Here is a 16,013-nt window from a genome sequence, read left to right as displayed (position 1 = left end):
TTTTTATCAGAATTCATTCATTTAAAAACTGCTTAATTCATCAACAGTTACCATTAACAAAACGGTAAACAATATCGCTTGAGCAATCGTATGCAAGTTGATTAAGATGAAAAATAATGTATTTTTTATGTTTAGAAAGAAAACATTATTTTTCATAACAATCAACGGTTAAACCGCAACAATTACGAATGCATCAGAATGATACAAAAGGAGTTTTGTAGATGACATCTAAACGCACCATGACCTCGCTGCTTTGTGCAAGCGCCCTGATGTTGGGACTCAGTGCCTGTAGCGACAATAAGGCCCCTGCTGCCGGTGACAAAGCGGCGGATGGTAGTGCTTCTTCTTCGGGCACACTCAATAAAATTAAAAGCTCTGGTACGATTGTACTCGGCTATCGTGACTCATCGATTCCCTTTTCCTACATTGCTTCCAATCCGAATCAGCCGGTCGGTTATGCCCATGACCTGCAACTCAAGGTAGTTGAAGCCATCAAGCAAAAGCTGAATATGCCAGAACTGAAAATCCGCTATAACCTGGTGACCAGCCAGAACCGTATTCCATTGGTCTCTAATGGGACGGTTGATCTGGAGTGTGGTTCAACCACCAACAATAAAGAGCGTCAGCAACAGGTGGATTTCTCGGTCGGTTTCTTTGAGGTGGGTTCAAGACTACTCACGGCCAAGAACTCCGGCATTAAGGACTTTTCAGATTTAAAAGGCAAGAAACTGGTCACCACAGCAGGCACGACCTCTGAACGTTATATCCGCCAGCACCAGCAAGAACTTGGCATTGGCGAAATCATTTCTGCCAAAGACCATGCCGAATCATTCCTGATGCTGCAAAATGGTCGTGCTGTCGCATTTATGATGGATGATATTTTACTTGCGGGTGAAAAATCCAAAGCCAAAGACCCGAATCAATGGGAAATCGTCGGCACTGCGCCAATTCATGAAATCTATGGCTGTATGCTGCGTAAAGGTGATACAGGCTTTAAACAGGTGGTTGATGATGCCATTAAAGCCACTTATGCTTCTGGTGAAATCAATAACATGTATAAAAAATGGTTCCAGCAACCAATTCCACCAAAAAATATTAACTTGGACTTTGCGATGTCTGATCAGCTCAAAGCCTTGATTGCCAATCCACATGACCGGGATAAGTAATTCCCCGCGATAACAAGACTATTATTGCAGAACCGGGAAACACAGGATGTTCTCCCGTTTCTTCTCAGGAGTTATTATGAATTATAGCTGGAACTGGGGAGTATTGTGGCAATCGACAGGTATTGGAGACACCACCTACCTGAACTGGATTATCACCGGCCTGGGATGGCTGATCGTGATTGCTGTTGTCGCATGGACCATCGCCATGCTGCTAGGCAGTATCCTCGGAATTATGCGCACACTTCCAAATAAAACCGCCAGGGCCATCGGTACGGCCTATGTCACCGTGTTCAGGAATATCCCTTTACTGGTTCAGTTATTTATCTGGTTTTATGTGGTTCCCAACTTTCTGCCTGCACCGATTAAAAACTGGTGGATGAATGATCTGGGTGCCAATACCACAGCCCTGATTTCGGCCAGTATCGGACTTGGACTGTTTACCGCAGCACGTGTCTGTGAGCAGGTGCGCACTGGTATTGAAGCCCTGCCCAAAGGGCAAATTAATGCCGGTTATGCCATGGGATTTTCGACTCTGCAACTGTACCGCTATGTCATTCTGCCGCAATCTTTTCGTACCATTTTACCGCCGTTGAGTTCCGAGCTGACCAACTGCGTGAAAAACACCTCGGTTGCGTCTTTGGTGGGTGTGGCAGAAATTATTTCGCAGATGAAAACCATCAGTGAATACACCCAGAACACCATCGAAATCTACACCTATGTTACCGTGATTTTTATTGTCATCAATATCTGTCTTATCTTTGCCATGAACCTGCTGGAAAAGCGTTTACGCATTCCTGGTTTAATATCAGGAGGTAAGTAGCATGGAATGGTTAACTTCTTTTCTCAGTGATTTACAGCAGTCCGGACCAGCTCTCTGGCATGGTTTCAGCATTACCTTAAAAGTCGTGGTCATCGCCACCATTGGTGGTATTGCCATTGGTACATTGCTGGCATTAATGCGTCTGTCATCCATCAGGATTCTGAATGTGGTTGCACAGGCTTATGTCAACCTGTTCCGTTCCATCCCCCTGCTGCTGGTGCTGATGTGGTTTTATTTTGCCGTTCCCTTTATCTATACCGCAGCAACAGGCCAGTATCTGACCATTGATACCGCACTGGTTTCCAGTATCGTGGCATTTATGCTGTTTGAAGCCGCTTACTTTTCTGAAATTGTCCGTGCCGGTATCCAGTCTATTCCGAAAGGACAGGCTGCGGCGGCATCCGCGCTGGGCATGAGTTATGGGCAATCGATGCGCCTGATTATCCTGCCACAGGCTTTTAGAAAAATGATGCCGTTATTACTTCAGCAAACCATTATCCTGTTTCAGGATTCCACCATGGTGTATGCCATTGGTCTGCTCGACTTTTTCAGAACAACCTATGTTCGTGGAGATTTAATGTCCTTGCTTACCCAATATATTCTATTTGCAGGACTTGTGTACTTTACCATCAGCGCCATTGCCACATTCGCAGTTAAACGTTTACAAAGGAGGTTACGGGTATGAGCGACAATAAAGTAATGATAGACCTCCAAAATGTCAGTAAATGGTACGACCAGTTTCAGGTACTGACCGATTGCAGCACCCAGATCCGTCAAGGTGAAGTGGTGGTGGTCTGCGGTCCTTCAGGTTCAGGCAAGTCCACCTTGATCAAAACTGTCAATGGGCTGGAACCCTTTCAACAGGGTAAAATCTTTGTCGATGGCGTACCCGTGCACGAACCCAAAACCGATATGACCAAACTGCGTAGCCGGGTCGGTATGGTGTTTCAGCATTTTGAACTGTTTCCACATCTGAGCATTACTGAAAACCTGACCATAGCCCAGATCAAGGTCTTGGGACGTTCAGAAGCAGAAGCCAATAAAAAAGGACTGGCTTATCTGGACCGTGTTGGACTCAGTGCCCATGCCAATAAATATCCGGCCCAGCTCTCAGGTGGGCAACAGCAACGGGTGGCAATTGCACGTGCGCTGAGTATGGACCCGATTGCCATGCTATTTGATGAACCGACTTCGGCACTTGATCCGGAAATGATCAATGAAGTACTGGATGTCATGGTCGGACTGGCCAAAGAAGGCATGACCATGATGTGTGTGACCCATGAAATGGGCTTTGCCCGTCAGGTGGCTAACCGGATTATCTTTATGGATCAGGGTAAAATTGTTGAAGACTGCTCCAAAGATGAATTCTTTGGTACGCCACGTGGTGAACGCGCGCAGCAGTTTCTCGATAAAATTTTGCATTAACCTAAACGATATGCAACAAATAAAGCAGCCTAAATGGCTGCTTTTTATCGAATAAAGCTCGAGCGTTATTTTACAAAATGCTCAAACTTGCCCTCCAGATTTATAAAATCTTTAAGCTTTTCCAAGCAAGCGTTCAGCCAACATTTTTTTATATAAATTTAAGAGCAGATTAAGCTTTTAGGAATTAAATAGTGAGATGTTTATCTCACATTAACAGTATGTTCCATGATTTTAAGAACGCCTTTTTTCTTATGGACGAGCTTTTTAGTTTTTATCAGTTTTTTTATTTTACTGTTAGTGTTTCCTGTAGGCGGAGCAATTGACTTACATCTGATTGCGCCTTGGGTCAGCTTACATGGTGATTTTCCTTATAAGCATGACTGGTTTCTGGAACAACTTAACCATAGTTACGTTAAACAGCTTTTAACTGCCATCTACGTGATCTTCTTTTTGCTGTGGTGTGCTTCATTTAAAGTTGAAAAACTGAAAGCTCAACGCTGGCAATATGGCTATATGTTTTGGGTCAGTATGTTGTGTACCTGCATCGTAGGTTTGCTGAAAGCGCACTCTGCCCAGGCCTGCCCGTGGTATATGACCCATGAAACCGTAACAGGTTTTGTCTGGGATTTCTCTGCAACTACCGGACATTGCTTTCCCGGCGGTCATGCCAGTACAGGCTTTGCCTTGATCACCGGTTATTTTGTCTATCGCCTCGATCACAAACGTAGAGCCTGGTTCTATCTATTTGCTGGAATGCTGATTGGATTCGCCATGGGCTGGGCACAGATGATGCGTGGTGCCCACTTCCTCAGTCATAACCTGTGGACAGCGTGGGTCTGTGTTGTAATTAATTTAGTATGTTATACATTTACTTATAAGTATCATCAACGCGCAGCAAAACGCGATGCAGTACCTTTATTGGCATCTGATGTGGTAAAGTGACAAGCAGTGTCCATTGAGCGGGCACTGAATTTTGCTCACATTAGGATTTTTTTGCTGTCGTATGTCCGATTTTCAAATATTTTTAGAATCTACGCTTGCTTCCCAACAAGACTCTATTCAATCTTATGAATTAGGCTTACGCAAAGTATGGTTAAAAAAGGCTTCTGAACGCCATGGACTATGGCTTTATACGCCGCTGAAATGGTTGGCCAAGATCTTTAATCTAGGTGCAATTACCCCGGTCCCGAATCAGGGCGGAGCGAAGGCCATTCAATGCGAGTTCAAGCGCATTCAACAACTCAAAGCGCTAGGGATCTCGACGCCGAATGTATTGGCAGTATCCAAAAAGGGAATTTTATTGGAGGATGTCGGCTCACAACGTCAAAGTCCTGTGAGTCAGCTCGATCAAAAGCTGGGCAGCCTCAAAGATCATCCTGAAGCGAGATATGCCTTATTTGACCAGGCCATTCAAGCCATTAGTTATATTCATCAGCAGCAAGGTTATTTAAGCGAAGCTTTCGCGCGCAATATTCTGGTTGATCAACAAAACCAGTTTACCTTTATTGACTTTGAAACCGATCCGAAAGATGTACTCAGCCTGCATGACTGCTTTGTACGTGACTGGTTATTATTTATTTTTTCCACCGCTTATCATTTTGAGTTTGAACAGCTTGAACAGGCTAGCCAGCAACTTTACCAAGCCCTCCTGGCCGAACCACAAGTCTATAAAGATATTTGCAAAGTCGGCAAACGTTTAAACTGGGTGCTACGCTTTAATGTCAGTAAAGTCGGCAATGACGGCAAGCGTATCCAGAAATGTGTGCTGTTCCTACGTTATTTACGCGAACAAGCCGAAACCGCACCCCAGATCAGTTGAGTCATTTCCTCAACGATTTAGTGACTTGCCTTGTCTTCATGATGGGCAAGTTTTTTCGGTAATTTAACCAATACCGATAATCCACCCAGTTCAATACTTCTCGATAAACTCAACACACCACCCAAACGCTGGGTCGCTTTATCCACAATTGATAAGCCCAGTCCGCTGCCGACCTCTAAATGGTGATGCACCCGGTAGAAACGCTTCAACACCTTGTCATATTGTTCAGGATCAATCCCTGCACCACTGTCTTCGATCTGAATATAGGCAAAATCATCGGTATCGCTATAGACCGAAATATTGATAATCCCCTGCACTGGTGTGTACTTAATCGCATTGTCAATCAGGTTAAAAATAATCGAATGCACCGTTGATTCAAGGCTTTGCATTTCAATTAAATCATTACGCTCAAAGCCGAGATCAATTTCTTTCTGCATGGCCAGATTGACCAGTTGCTCCACACAATTTAACGCCACATCATTAAGACGGAAACTGGTATTCGGTTCAATCAGGCTGAGTGCGACATCCTGTTTAGCCAAGGCCAGAAGCTGCGTCACCAGATGCTGGATACGGGCGAGTCCCTTACTCAGATTCTGCAAAGATTCATGTTCAGGAAACTGGCTAATCAAGATACGGGTTTGCAAATTCAATGCCGTCACTGGTGTCCTCAGCTCATGTGCAGCATCGGCAATAAACTGTTTCTGTTCGGTCTGTGCATGCTGAATCCGTTCAAACAACCGGTTCATTTCTTCAATGGTCGGTAATAATTCCTGCGGATAATCTTTCACGTCAATCGGTGATAAGCCATCGGAATCACGCTGGGTCAGTTCTTCCTTAAATTCATCCAGCGGTTTAAGACTAAGACTGATAATAAAGGCCAGTACAATAATCGCTACAGGCAGCAACAGGATATAAGGAATAAACATGCTGCCCGCCAGTTCCCAAGCGAACGCTTTTCGCACCTGCTCCTGCTGACTGATCTGAATCTGATAATCTTTTAAGGGAATCACATAAACACGCCACTTCCCTTGCGGCGTGTTCTGGGTGTAAAACCCAGCCTGTTTGACTGGCGGAACCAAGAGATGGGTCTGGTGCCATAAATGGCTCTGGTCTTTATAGGCCCAGATATCAATCAGTAAATCTTCTTCATGATAGGTCCGGTGCAATTCAACACGGCTAGCAACTGTGGTCAAAGGCTGGGAGGTCGAGCGCTCAGCCATATATTGCATTTGCGTATCTAAAATTTCATCGACCTCATGTAAGGAAATTTTATAAGCGGCCAAAATCAGAAAACAACCCAACACCACGCTAAAAATCGAGGTTCCCCAGATCAGTCTTTTCTTCAGCGAATAATGTCGGGTGTTGCGCATCGTATTATGACTGCCCCAAACGATAACCTAAACCACGAATGGTCCGAATAAAGTCTTTACCCAGTTTGGCCCGCAAGTGATGTACATACACTTCAATGGTATTACTGGTGACTTCACTGTCGAAATCATACAACTTATCTTCGAGGTTGGCTTTAGAGAAAATTTTATTCGGATGCGTCACCATCGGAATCAGAATCGCCCATTCCCGGTTAGACAATTCGATCTGCTGGCCTTTAAAAGTAGCCAGATGCTGATCGACATCCAGCGTCAGTTCGCCACTTTTGAGCAACTGTGACTGGTTTTTCAGTTGTGCCGTTTCAACATTGCCACGGCGTAACAAGGCATTGATCCGTGCCAACAGCTCATCAAACTCATACGGTTTAATCAGATAGTCATCTGCGCCCTGATTCAAACCATCCACCCGGTTTTGCAACTGGTCTCTGGCGGAAATGATCAGGACCGGTAAGACACTGCGTTGACGAATCTGTTTCAGGATCTGCATGCCGTCCATGAGTGGCAGCCCCAAATCCAGAAGCACCAGATCAAAAGATTGCTTGGTGAGCAAAGCCAGTCCATCGACTCCGTTATTGACCCATTCCACGTCAAACTGATGATATCGCAGTAAAGTCAATGTTGACTCTGCAATCATAAAATCATCTTCTATCATCAAGATCTTGGTCATGATTTCATTTCACCTTATGGGTTAGCACATGTTTCTAACATGTCATCTTTAGCATTTATTACTTTGGTTTTTACATCAAGCAAACTTAACAAGGTCGGGAACAGATTATCTTGGCTCAGTTTATTTTTACTTTGTTGGGCCAGACATGTCATCTGTTTGTTGGCCTGTTGTTGCCATGCGCTTGAGAACCACATCAACATCGGTACATGGGTCTGCTGAGTCGGAGCAATGGCATAAGGCGCGCCATGCAGATACATGCCACTCTCACCGGTCGATTCACCATGATCAGATAGATACCACAAACCCGTTTGATATTGGGTCGTATTTTTCAAGGTTTCGATCAATGAATCCAGCACATAATCGGTATAAAGCAAGGTATTATCATAACTGTTAATCAGTGCTTCCTGCGTACAGCCTTGAATGGCATTGGTATCACATGTTGGCTTGAATACCCGGAATGCTGGCGGAATACGTTCATAATAGGCAGGTCCATGACTACCCATTTGATGCAATACGATTAAACGTGGTTGGGTATCGTCTTTCGGGATCGTCGCTAAATAGGCTTTTAAGCTATCAATCAGGATATCATCCAGACATTCGCCATCCTTACACCATTTCTGCTGGATCGGCTCAGAAATTTTAAACTGTTCTACCCGGTCACATGTGCCCTTACAGCCTGAATTATTGTCAATCCAGGTCACCTGATACCCTGCGCGTTTGGCAATATCCAATAGGCCTTCACGATGGCTTGCTAACTGCTCATCATAATCTTCTCTCGGCATACCTGAAAACATACACGGTACCGACACAGCAGTTGCCGTACCGCATGAACTGACTTGCGAGAAATTGATAATATTTTGCTTGGCTAATTTCGGATTGGTCTCTTTGGCATAACCATTTAAAGAGAAATTTTCTGCACGGGCAGTTTCACCGACCACCAACACCATCAGTTTAGGCAGACCCTTTGCAGCCTGAGTTCGCTGTGCATCTTCACCATAATGTACCAACGGTAAATTCTGTTTAGGCGCTTTCTTTTTATAATACGACACCGAAGAGGTGATCATATTTTGAGGCGAGATCATGCCTTTGATATCGCGGTTCTCACGAAAAATAGCTGCAAAATCGACATAGAAAACAAATAACAATCCACCGACCAAAGTCAAGGAAACGACAGAAGCAATCAATTTTTTAAACAGCTGCCGAGGAATGGATTCAGATTTGATTTTGGTCATCAAAATCACCAGAATCGGCAGCAGTACCATCCCGGCCATCCAGATCAACAAGCGCCAGGACCAGGTGTCTCGTGCTTCGGAAAAGTTGGTTTGCATCAGGTTTTGAATCTGATCAGAGGTAATCCACACCCCTAGGGTATTGACTGCATAGGCAGCAAAACCGCCAATAAAGACCAGAGCAATCGCCAGCAGTTTTGCGGTCCATTTCCAGCTCAATAGCTGAAAAATAAAAGCATATAAGGCCGTGACCACGCCCACAGAAGCAGCGACAAAAAGTCCAGCCTTTATACCTGTATAGGGTGTTAAAGCCAACATTTTTTCATAAAAAGCGACGTTCAGGAACACACCTAACCAGATGGCAAGTAGTACATTAAAGGTCAATAATGAAATTGGCTTGGTTCTGAGTCTTTGCAGCAACATAGGCATCATGATCTAAAAATAAATTTCTTAGTGTTTTAAAGATAAGAATAAAAACTTAAAAATGACTTAAACTGCATCAGAAGCAAACTAAAAGTATTCGGTGCAGTCATAATTTTAATAAAAGTTTAAATAACATCCTGTTTTCTAAAAACAGTTTAATGCGATTGGTCTTAATTTACTATGATTTTATGAATTAATAAAAAACGCCCTTTAAGCGAACTTAAAGGGCGTACTTGCAAAAAGCCAAGTTTAGAATTTAAATTCCAGTCCTAGACCTGCAACCGGTTGCTTATCTTTTTTGCTGGCCTGCTCAAGGGTTAAATAACCTACATAACCATAGGTTTTGACCTGTTTGTTAAAAGCATAGTCTGCACCAGCAATCACCTGCTTCGCTTTAAAGTCGGCAGTATTATTTTTAAAACTGGTGTCATTCTGACTATATTGGCCTTTGACTGTCCAGTTTTTGGCTTGTGGAAGATTATATTCCGCGCCCACTAACCAGCCTTGTGCATCGTCAATATTTTCTGAACCTGCTGCATTTCCTTCAGCTTTTTCTACTTCAGAGCTTTGATAGAGGGCTTTTAATGCCAAACCTTCAAGTGGCGTCACTTTACCAATGGCACGAACCGTATTGGCTGCAGCGAAGAGGCTCCCCCCTGTAATTGCAGGTTCAGCCGCATTCAAGAAGCCACGCCCTAAGAAGTTACTTGGAATGGCTTTATCGTAACCAATACCTGCCACCAGCAATGGATTATCATAGGTCACCGATGCTGACCATGCATCACCCAAACCACGGCCTGCAACTTTTGCACCACCGCTAGTCGCCTTGATCCCAGAAGACTCACCTGTTGCAAGTAAGGCATTCACCTTAAATGCACCATCCAGTAATTGAACAGCTGGGGATTCATAAACCAGTACATTATCAATACGGTTTTCACCTGTGAAAATACCACCGATATCGGCTTTGTTCGCTACATAGTTATTAAAGGTATCAACCACACTAGATAACTGTTTTACAGGCGTATCATGCTTACCAATTTTTAAGGTACCCAACTGGGCATCTTTTAAACCTACAAAACGGTTACGCTGTGTCCAGTCACTGCTATCACCATCAGCACTAAAACCCCATTCAATTGCATACACGGCACTTAAACGGTCCGTCAGCTTTTCCTCTCCCTTAAGACCGAGGAATGAGCTGTTTGAGCTGATTTCCCAAACATCTTTATTTGATTTTGTTGCATTTTTTTCTGGTAAATAATCAACACTGGCATCAATCTCCCCGTAAAAGGTTGGTACTGCAAATGTTGTGGTTGCAAGTAAACTGAGCACTGCTGCTGTTACAATTTTGATTTTCATTGTTTACATCCTGGTTTAATTTGTAACAAATCCTACACATTAACTTTATATGACAAAATAATTAAAATCTTATTTATTTATTCTAATTTCGACTAAAGTTTAATTTTTATACATTTTAGCTGTCTATTAAGATTTCACTCTATACCTTTATAATTTAATAAATTAATTGCTCTATCAAATAATTAATAATGCAAATTGGCAGGACATTGTGAAAACAATCTCAATTCAGAAAATCCTTCATTTCAGACTAAAAACAGGAAATATCAAGATAAAGCAAACTTAAACAGGCTCATGTTTTGTTTCATTTCTATTATGTTTAGCAATATATTTGTAATAAAAATCTAAACTGAGCTTACTTTATTTTTCCAATAAAAAATCGGCCATAAACAAACCATCGCAACCACACAGATAAAACTCAAATAACCAGAGTAGCCCCATACATCTCCAGCAAATCCACTGATTAAATACAGCAAGCCACTGACAGTCGCCATGATCGAGACCTGAAAAGTAAAGTCCGTTCCGGCACATTGTTTACGACTATATTGCATGACCAGTGTCAGCATCACCACCAACAGCATGGCAGAACAAGCATCTTCAAAGGCATTGACGGTATATAACCAGACATGTGCAATCTGGACATGGCTTTCATAGCCGTGAGCAATCATTGCATAAGCCAGCAAGCTAATAATTTTTAGAATAGAGAAAAGCATCAAACAGGCTATTCTGGAATAATGCTTGAGCAGCAGTCCGGCCATCCCCGCCCCAAGCAGCGCAGCGACCGCACCGAACATGGTGATATAAACCCCGATCTGGGTGAAGTTCAATCCCATATCCACCATCAGTGGCTTTAATAAAGGCCCTGAAAGCCCGTCAGCTACTTTGAAACTGATCAGGACCAGTAACCAGGCTTTTAATTCTGCTGACGATTGAAAATAGTTTAAATAGGCCTTAATTGCCTGCAACAAGGGCACAGAAGATGTCTGCGTTCTTGTCGTTGAGTTTTCATGCGTAGGTTCACAATATAACAATACGGGTAAAGTATTGAGAAATACCAACAAGGCCAACGCCAAAAAGGTGGTTTGCCAGTGTAACCAGTCCAGACACCAGAGCACTGCCCCGCCCCCCACGATAAACCCAAGGCGTGACCCAATCACCTGAAAGGTATTGCCCCAGTGCTGTTGATCTGTTTTGAGTAAGTTGACTGCCAGACCATCGGTTGCAATGTCCTGCGTGGCACCGGTTAAATTCATTAAAAACAGCAAGACAAAGAAAACCAGCAGATAGCCGGGTTGATCCAGTGCCTGAATCGGGAAAAAGGACAAGATCATCAGGATCAGTACACTGGATAATTGTGTGGGAATAATCCAGCTACGGTAATGCCCTAATCGGGATGATAAGGCCAGACGATCAACATAAGCCGCCCAAAACACTTTGATCGACCATGGCAGCATCAATAAGCCAAAGCCACCAATATGGGCAAGCGATACACCTTGCGCCCTCAGAATCACGGGCAAGGCATGGGTCATAAAGCCTACAGACAAACCCTGCGCCCAATACAAAGAAAACAATAAAATGTAAACCTGACGAAGATTCGGCATTTTCAGTTTCCAGCGCTGGAGTAATAAGGGAGCATCAGTATCCAATCCTTTTATTCTTCTGGCAATAAAATCTTATTTTTTGCCAATGCAGTCGCTGTCATCAGCGTTTAACATGAATAAAGTTGTCATTATTTATATTCATGTATGCCACAACATTTTCCAGATTTACCGCCCCTGGTTCCACAACGTGGCACAGCTTATAGCCGTGCATTGTGTAAAAAGCTCTTTCTTGCCCAAGGCTGGACTGTGGTCGGAGAAATTCCCAACCTGCCTAAAGCTGTCGCGATCATTTCTCCACATACCTCCAATATCGATGGCTGGTATGGTTTTCTGGCAATTGGCGGATTGGGCTTAAAAGTGACCGTGCTGGGTAAAGACACCTTATTCAAGCCGCCTTTCCAGCCACTATTAAACTGGGCCGGACTGATTCCGGTTCGTCGCGATAGTGCCCATGGTCTGACTGAACAAGTGGTTGCCACCATTCAACAGCATGACAAAATCTGGGTCGGTATGGCGCCTGAAGGCACCCGTAAAAAAGCCGAAAAAATGAAAAGTGGTTTTTATCACATTGCCCATGCAGCCGGCATTCCGATTGTGATGTTTGCCTTTGATTATGACCATAAAACCATTTACTGTTTGGGCGCATTTACCCCGACCGGACATTACCAGCAAGACCTTGATCAGATCATGCAACGTTATGTCGGTCACTTCTCGCCGAAAAATCCGGATTGGTTGGCTGAACCCTTACAAAAACTTGTGAAAAAAAACTAGAAAATGAAGGGCAAATCTGCTCTGATGTGCCCATCTTTTTGTACATTTTATCTGCATTTGTTATGAACATTGCTCGTCTGTCCTGCTTGGCTGTTTTTGGTCTTGCTTTATTTGGCTGTGATCAGATCACAAAGAAAACTCCACCCACCACCGCAATTCAGGCACGTGAGCCTGTGGTTGCACTGGCATTAGGCGGCGGCGGTGCCAAAGGCTTTGCCCATATTGGTGTGATTAAAGTCTTAGAATCGCATGGTATCAAACCGAAAATCGTGACAGGCACCAGTGCCGGTAGCTTTGTCGGCAGTATTTATGCCAGCGGTCAAACACCTTATCAAATGCAAAACCTTGCCCTGAAACTGCAAGAATCGGATTTACGTGATCTGACCATTAATAGCCAAGGCATTATTCTCGGTCAGAAACTCCAGAATTATGTAAATAGCCAAGTCGGCAATAAGCCAATTGAGCAATTCCCGATTCGTTTTGCTGCAGTCGCCACCCGTTTAGACAGTGGCAAAAAAGCCGAGTTTATTAAAGGCAATGCCGGTCAGGCGGTACGTGCCTCTTGCAGTATTCCGAATGTCTTTGTCCCTGCGGTCATCGGCAAGACCAAATATGTGGATGGTGGCTTGGTCAGTCCAATTCCGGTGAAAACCGCGAAGGATATGGGTGCCGATATCGTGATTGCGGTGGACATTTCTGCACGACCTGTCGGTGGTAAGCCGCTCAGCATGTGGGGCTTGTTAGACCAGACCATTAATATCATGGGTCAACAAAGCATTAATGAAGAACTGAATCAGGCCACCATCGTGATTCAACCTAAAGTGGGTCATCTAGGTGTACTAGATCTTAAATCGAGTAATCAAGCCATTTTAGAAGGTGAAAAAGCAGCTCAGGCCAAGATCACAGCGATTCAAAATGCAATTAGCGCATTCAAGAAATCTCCCGCTGCCTTAAAACCGGCACCACGACCAAAATTCTAATCTCTCCTGAAAGGCTGTTGAGACCACTAAAACGTGCATTAGCCACAGGTTTTTTAGTCCTCAACAGCCGCAATGCCTAAAAAAACAATCTTTTCATATTCATAAACATAATCATCTGCTACAGTGCTAAGGTGAATATTTTTTCACCTCTACTCCGTTTAGTTATGCGAGCAAATCTATGGAATTTGTAGTTGAACCTTGGCACTGGTTTGTATTAGGGATTTTACTGATTCTTTCAGAACTGATTTTGCCTGCTTTTGCTGCATTGTGGTTTGGCATAGCAGCAGTCATGGTGTGTATTTTACTGTGGCTTTTCCCGATGATGGGTTTTACCACCCAAGTGATTACTTGGGGTATTTTATCTATTTTATGTACGATTCTCTGGTTCAAATTTATCAAACCGCTGTCGATTGATAAAACCAAAGCGGGTCTCCCTCGCGAAGCAACCATTGGTCAAGTCGGTATGGTGATCCAGACCGGACTTGAGCATGGACAAATTATTGTACGCTTTCCGATCCCTGTTTTAGGTTCTGATGAATGGCATTGCCGTTGTACAACTCCGGTACAGGTCGGTGATCGCGTTCGCGTGGTTGATATTTTGGGTAATGATTTAGTCGTTCAACCTCATACGTCATAAACACAAAGAGGGTTTCTAATGTCTGTCGGTACGATTGTTGTTTTAGCTTTTTTAGCTTTTATCGGTGTAACTATTTTTAAAGGGGTACGTATTGTTCCCCAAGGTTATAAATGGATTGTGCAACGTTTAGGTAAATACCATACCACGTTGAGTCCAGGCCTAAATTTCGTGATTCCTTATGTGGATGAAGTGGCATATAAAATTACCACCAAAGATATTGTTCTGGATATTCCTTCACAAGAAGTGATTACCCGCGACAATGCGGTGTTGGTCATGAATGCCGTAGCGTATATCAATCTGACCACACCAGAAAAAGCGGTGTACGGGATTGAGAACTATACCTGGGCTATTCAAAACTTGGTGCAGACGTCACTGCGTTCGATCGTGGGTGAAATGGATCTGGATGATGCGCTTTCTTCGCGTGATCACATCAAGGCGAAATTAAAAGCGGCCATTTCTGATGATATTTCAGATTGGGGTATTACCCTGAAAACCGTGGAAATTCAGGATATTCAACCATCACATACCATGCAGGCAGCGATGGAAGCGCAAGCAGCCGCTGAACGTCAGCGTCGTGCCACTGTGACCAAAGCGGATGGTGAAAAACAGGCTGCAATTCTGGAAGCGGATGGTCGTCTGGAAGCGTCTCGTCGTGATGCAGAAGCACAGGTTGTGCTTGCCGAGTCTTCACAACGTGCCATTGAAATGGTGACCAGTGCGGTAGGTGATAAAGAAATCCCTGTGGCGTATCTGCTCGGTGAACAATACGTGAAAGCAATGCAGGATTTATCTAAATCTGGCAATGCCAAAACCGTGGTTCTGCCTGCCGATGTACTCAATGCCATCCGTGGCATCATGGGCAAACATTAAGCTATCCATCCAATAAAAAAAGCAGCATAAACGCTGCTTTTTTTATTTAAACACTCCCGATCAGTTTTCGGGTTTTAAGTGGTAGCTTCGCTATGATGAGATCATAGGAATCCTGAATGAGATCCTGTACCAGATCAGGGCTAAGCTCTGGACTACAGGCAATCGAAATCCAGTGTTTCTTATTCATGTGATAACCCGCTGAAATCGCAGAATAGAGTTCCTGATATTCCAGACTTTTCTCTGGTTTACATTTCACCGTGACAAGCAATGTTCCGGCATTAAACCCGATATACATAAACATTTTGTCAAAGACTTTGAATACCTCAAATTCGGGACCAAAAGGTTGCGACTGGATTGCAAAAGGCAGGTTTTGCACATAATGCAACGCGCATTGTTCGAGTTGGTTCTGATTCATTACAATATATCCTGTTATTATTAAAATGAATTTTATTATTTGACTCTGCTTTTTTCATTTTAGTTGATCATAAAACACTTCGAACTCTACTTCACCATCCTTTGCCGAAATTCCCCAAGGTTGTTCAGTCGTTATAATGCAACGTTTCTGCCCATCTTGTTCAGTCCATAAGTGAATTATTTCACACGCAATCTGCCCATGCTGTGGATAGCTACTCGTTTCATGCAAATTCATTTCCGTAAAAACAGGAACTTTATCTATAAAAAACCATTGTCGATTCGAAGTATCGGTTAATAGACACTCAACCCATCCAGGAAAAGATGAGTCTACGAACCGAATAATTTGAACATTTAACATGTACATAAATATATGTAACCTAGATTAAATTTCGATAATTAAAGCTATCTCATTACTTTAAATAATTAATCAGAATACATATTTTAAGAAATGAA

17 protein-coding genes are annotated in these 16,013 nt (G+C 43.4%); 10 read left to right on the top strand and 7 right to left on the bottom strand.

Annotated elements, in window-relative coordinates; all coding sequences use genetic code 11:
* Positions 1–221: 221 nt before the first annotated feature.
* The 6 genes from IEV39_RS13575 to IEV39_RS13550 all read left to right on the top strand — a co-directional run bounded on the left by IEV39_RS13575 (position 222) and on the right by IEV39_RS13550 (position 5,230).
* On the top strand, positions 222–1,166 hold the full coding sequence (locus IEV39_RS13575) for a transporter substrate-binding domain-containing protein (RefSeq protein WP_005288631.1): 945 nt from the start codon (positions 222–224) through the stop codon (positions 1,164–1,166).
* 76 nt (positions 1,167–1,242) lie between these two features.
* Positions 1,243–1,986, top strand: coding sequence for an amino acid ABC transporter permease (locus IEV39_RS13570; protein WP_005288634.1), 744 nt, complete (start codon positions 1,243–1,245; stop codon positions 1,984–1,986).
* 1 nt (position 1,987) lies between these two features.
* Positions 1,988–2,671: an ABC transporter permease subunit gene (locus IEV39_RS13565; RefSeq protein WP_005288636.1), complete on the top strand. Its 684-nt coding sequence runs from the start codon at positions 1,988–1,990 to the stop codon at positions 2,669–2,671.
* Between the two features lie 14 nt (positions 2,672–2,685).
* Positions 2,686–3,411: an amino acid ABC transporter ATP-binding protein gene (locus IEV39_RS13560; RefSeq protein WP_171062180.1), complete on the top strand. Its 726-nt coding sequence runs from the start codon at positions 2,686–2,688 to the stop codon at positions 3,409–3,411.
* Between the two features lie 225 nt (positions 3,412–3,636).
* The gene (locus IEV39_RS13555) at positions 3,637–4,353 is read left to right on the top strand and encodes a phosphatase PAP2 family protein (protein WP_005288641.1); all 717 of its coding nucleotides are present in this window, start codon (positions 3,637–3,639) and stop codon (positions 4,351–4,353) included.
* A gap of 61 nt (positions 4,354–4,414) precedes the next feature.
* The gene (locus IEV39_RS13550) at positions 4,415–5,230 is read left to right on the top strand and encodes a BUD32 family EKC/KEOPS complex subunit (RefSeq protein ID WP_005288644.1); all 816 of its coding nucleotides are present in this window, start codon (positions 4,415–4,417) and stop codon (positions 5,228–5,230) included.
* A 17-nt stretch (positions 5,231–5,247) separates the two neighbouring features.
* Here IEV39_RS13550 and IEV39_RS13545 read toward each other — a convergent pair whose 3' ends face one another.
* The 5 genes from IEV39_RS13545 to IEV39_RS13525 form a co-directional block, all read right to left on the bottom strand.
* A complete protein-coding gene (locus IEV39_RS13545; protein WP_005288647.1) occupies positions 5,248–6,600 on the bottom strand; it encodes an ATP-binding protein in 1,353 nt (450 codons plus the stop codon).
* Positions 6,601–6,604: 4 nt separating this feature from the next.
* A complete protein-coding gene (locus tag IEV39_RS13540; RefSeq protein WP_005288649.1) occupies positions 6,605–7,282 on the bottom strand; it encodes a DNA-binding response regulator PmrA in 678 nt (225 codons plus the stop codon).
* A 14-nt stretch (positions 7,283–7,296) separates the two neighbouring features.
* Positions 7,297–8,934 carry a phosphoethanolamine transferase gene (locus IEV39_RS13535; protein ID WP_032875004.1) on the bottom strand — a complete coding sequence of 546 codons (1,638 nt, stop codon included), beginning with the start codon at positions 8,932–8,934 and terminating at the stop codon, positions 7,297–7,299.
* A gap of 249 nt (positions 8,935–9,183) precedes the next feature.
* A complete protein-coding gene (locus IEV39_RS13530; protein WP_005288657.1) occupies positions 9,184–10,290 on the bottom strand; it encodes a porin in 1,107 nt (368 codons plus the stop codon).
* Positions 10,291–10,631: 341 nt separating this feature from the next.
* Positions 10,632–11,888 (bottom strand): MFS transporter, encoded by a 1,257-nt coding sequence (locus IEV39_RS13525; RefSeq protein WP_005288660.1) that lies wholly within the window; start codon positions 11,886–11,888, stop codon positions 10,632–10,634.
* A 144-nt stretch (positions 11,889–12,032) separates the two neighbouring features.
* Between IEV39_RS13525 and IEV39_RS13520 the strand changes: the two genes are divergently transcribed.
* The 4 genes from IEV39_RS13520 (at position 12,033) to IEV39_RS13505 (ending at position 15,146) form a co-directional block, all read left to right on the top strand.
* Positions 12,033–12,659 carry a lysophospholipid acyltransferase family protein gene (locus tag IEV39_RS13520; RefSeq protein ID WP_005288663.1) on the top strand — a complete coding sequence of 209 codons (627 nt, stop codon included), beginning with the start codon at positions 12,033–12,035 and terminating at the stop codon, positions 12,657–12,659.
* 62 nt (positions 12,660–12,721) lie between these two features.
* Complete coding sequence (locus tag IEV39_RS13515; protein ID WP_005288666.1) at positions 12,722–13,639, top strand: patatin-like phospholipase family protein; 918 nt, start codon at positions 12,722–12,724, stop codon at positions 13,637–13,639.
* A 178-nt stretch (positions 13,640–13,817) separates the two neighbouring features.
* Complete coding sequence (locus IEV39_RS13510; RefSeq protein ID WP_005288669.1) at positions 13,818–14,276, top strand: NfeD family protein; 459 nt, start codon at positions 13,818–13,820, stop codon at positions 14,274–14,276.
* 18 nt (positions 14,277–14,294) lie between these two features.
* Positions 14,295–15,146: an SPFH domain-containing protein gene (locus IEV39_RS13505; RefSeq protein WP_005227021.1), complete on the top strand. Its 852-nt coding sequence runs from the start codon at positions 14,295–14,297 to the stop codon at positions 15,144–15,146.
* 46 nt (positions 15,147–15,192) lie between these two features.
* Here the strand turns inward: IEV39_RS13505 and IEV39_RS13500 are convergent, their stop codons facing one another.
* On the bottom strand, positions 15,193–15,561 hold the full coding sequence (locus IEV39_RS13500) for an MmcQ/YjbR family DNA-binding protein (protein ID WP_005288671.1): 369 nt from the start codon (positions 15,559–15,561) through the stop codon (positions 15,193–15,195).
* A gap of 54 nt (positions 15,562–15,615) precedes the next feature.
* Entirely contained in the window at positions 15,616–15,789 is a 174-nt protein-coding gene (locus IEV39_RS18535) for a hypothetical protein (protein ID WP_227554520.1), read from the bottom strand.
* Between the last annotated feature and the right edge of the window lie 224 nt (positions 15,790–16,013).

The sequence above is a fragment of the Acinetobacter courvalinii genome (assembly GCF_014635545.1).
GTDB lineage: Bacteria > Pseudomonadota > Gammaproteobacteria > Pseudomonadales > Moraxellaceae > Acinetobacter > Acinetobacter courvalinii.
The sequence above is the reverse complement of the archived record's forward strand: the minus strand, read 5'-3'. Positions and strand labels throughout refer to the sequence as shown.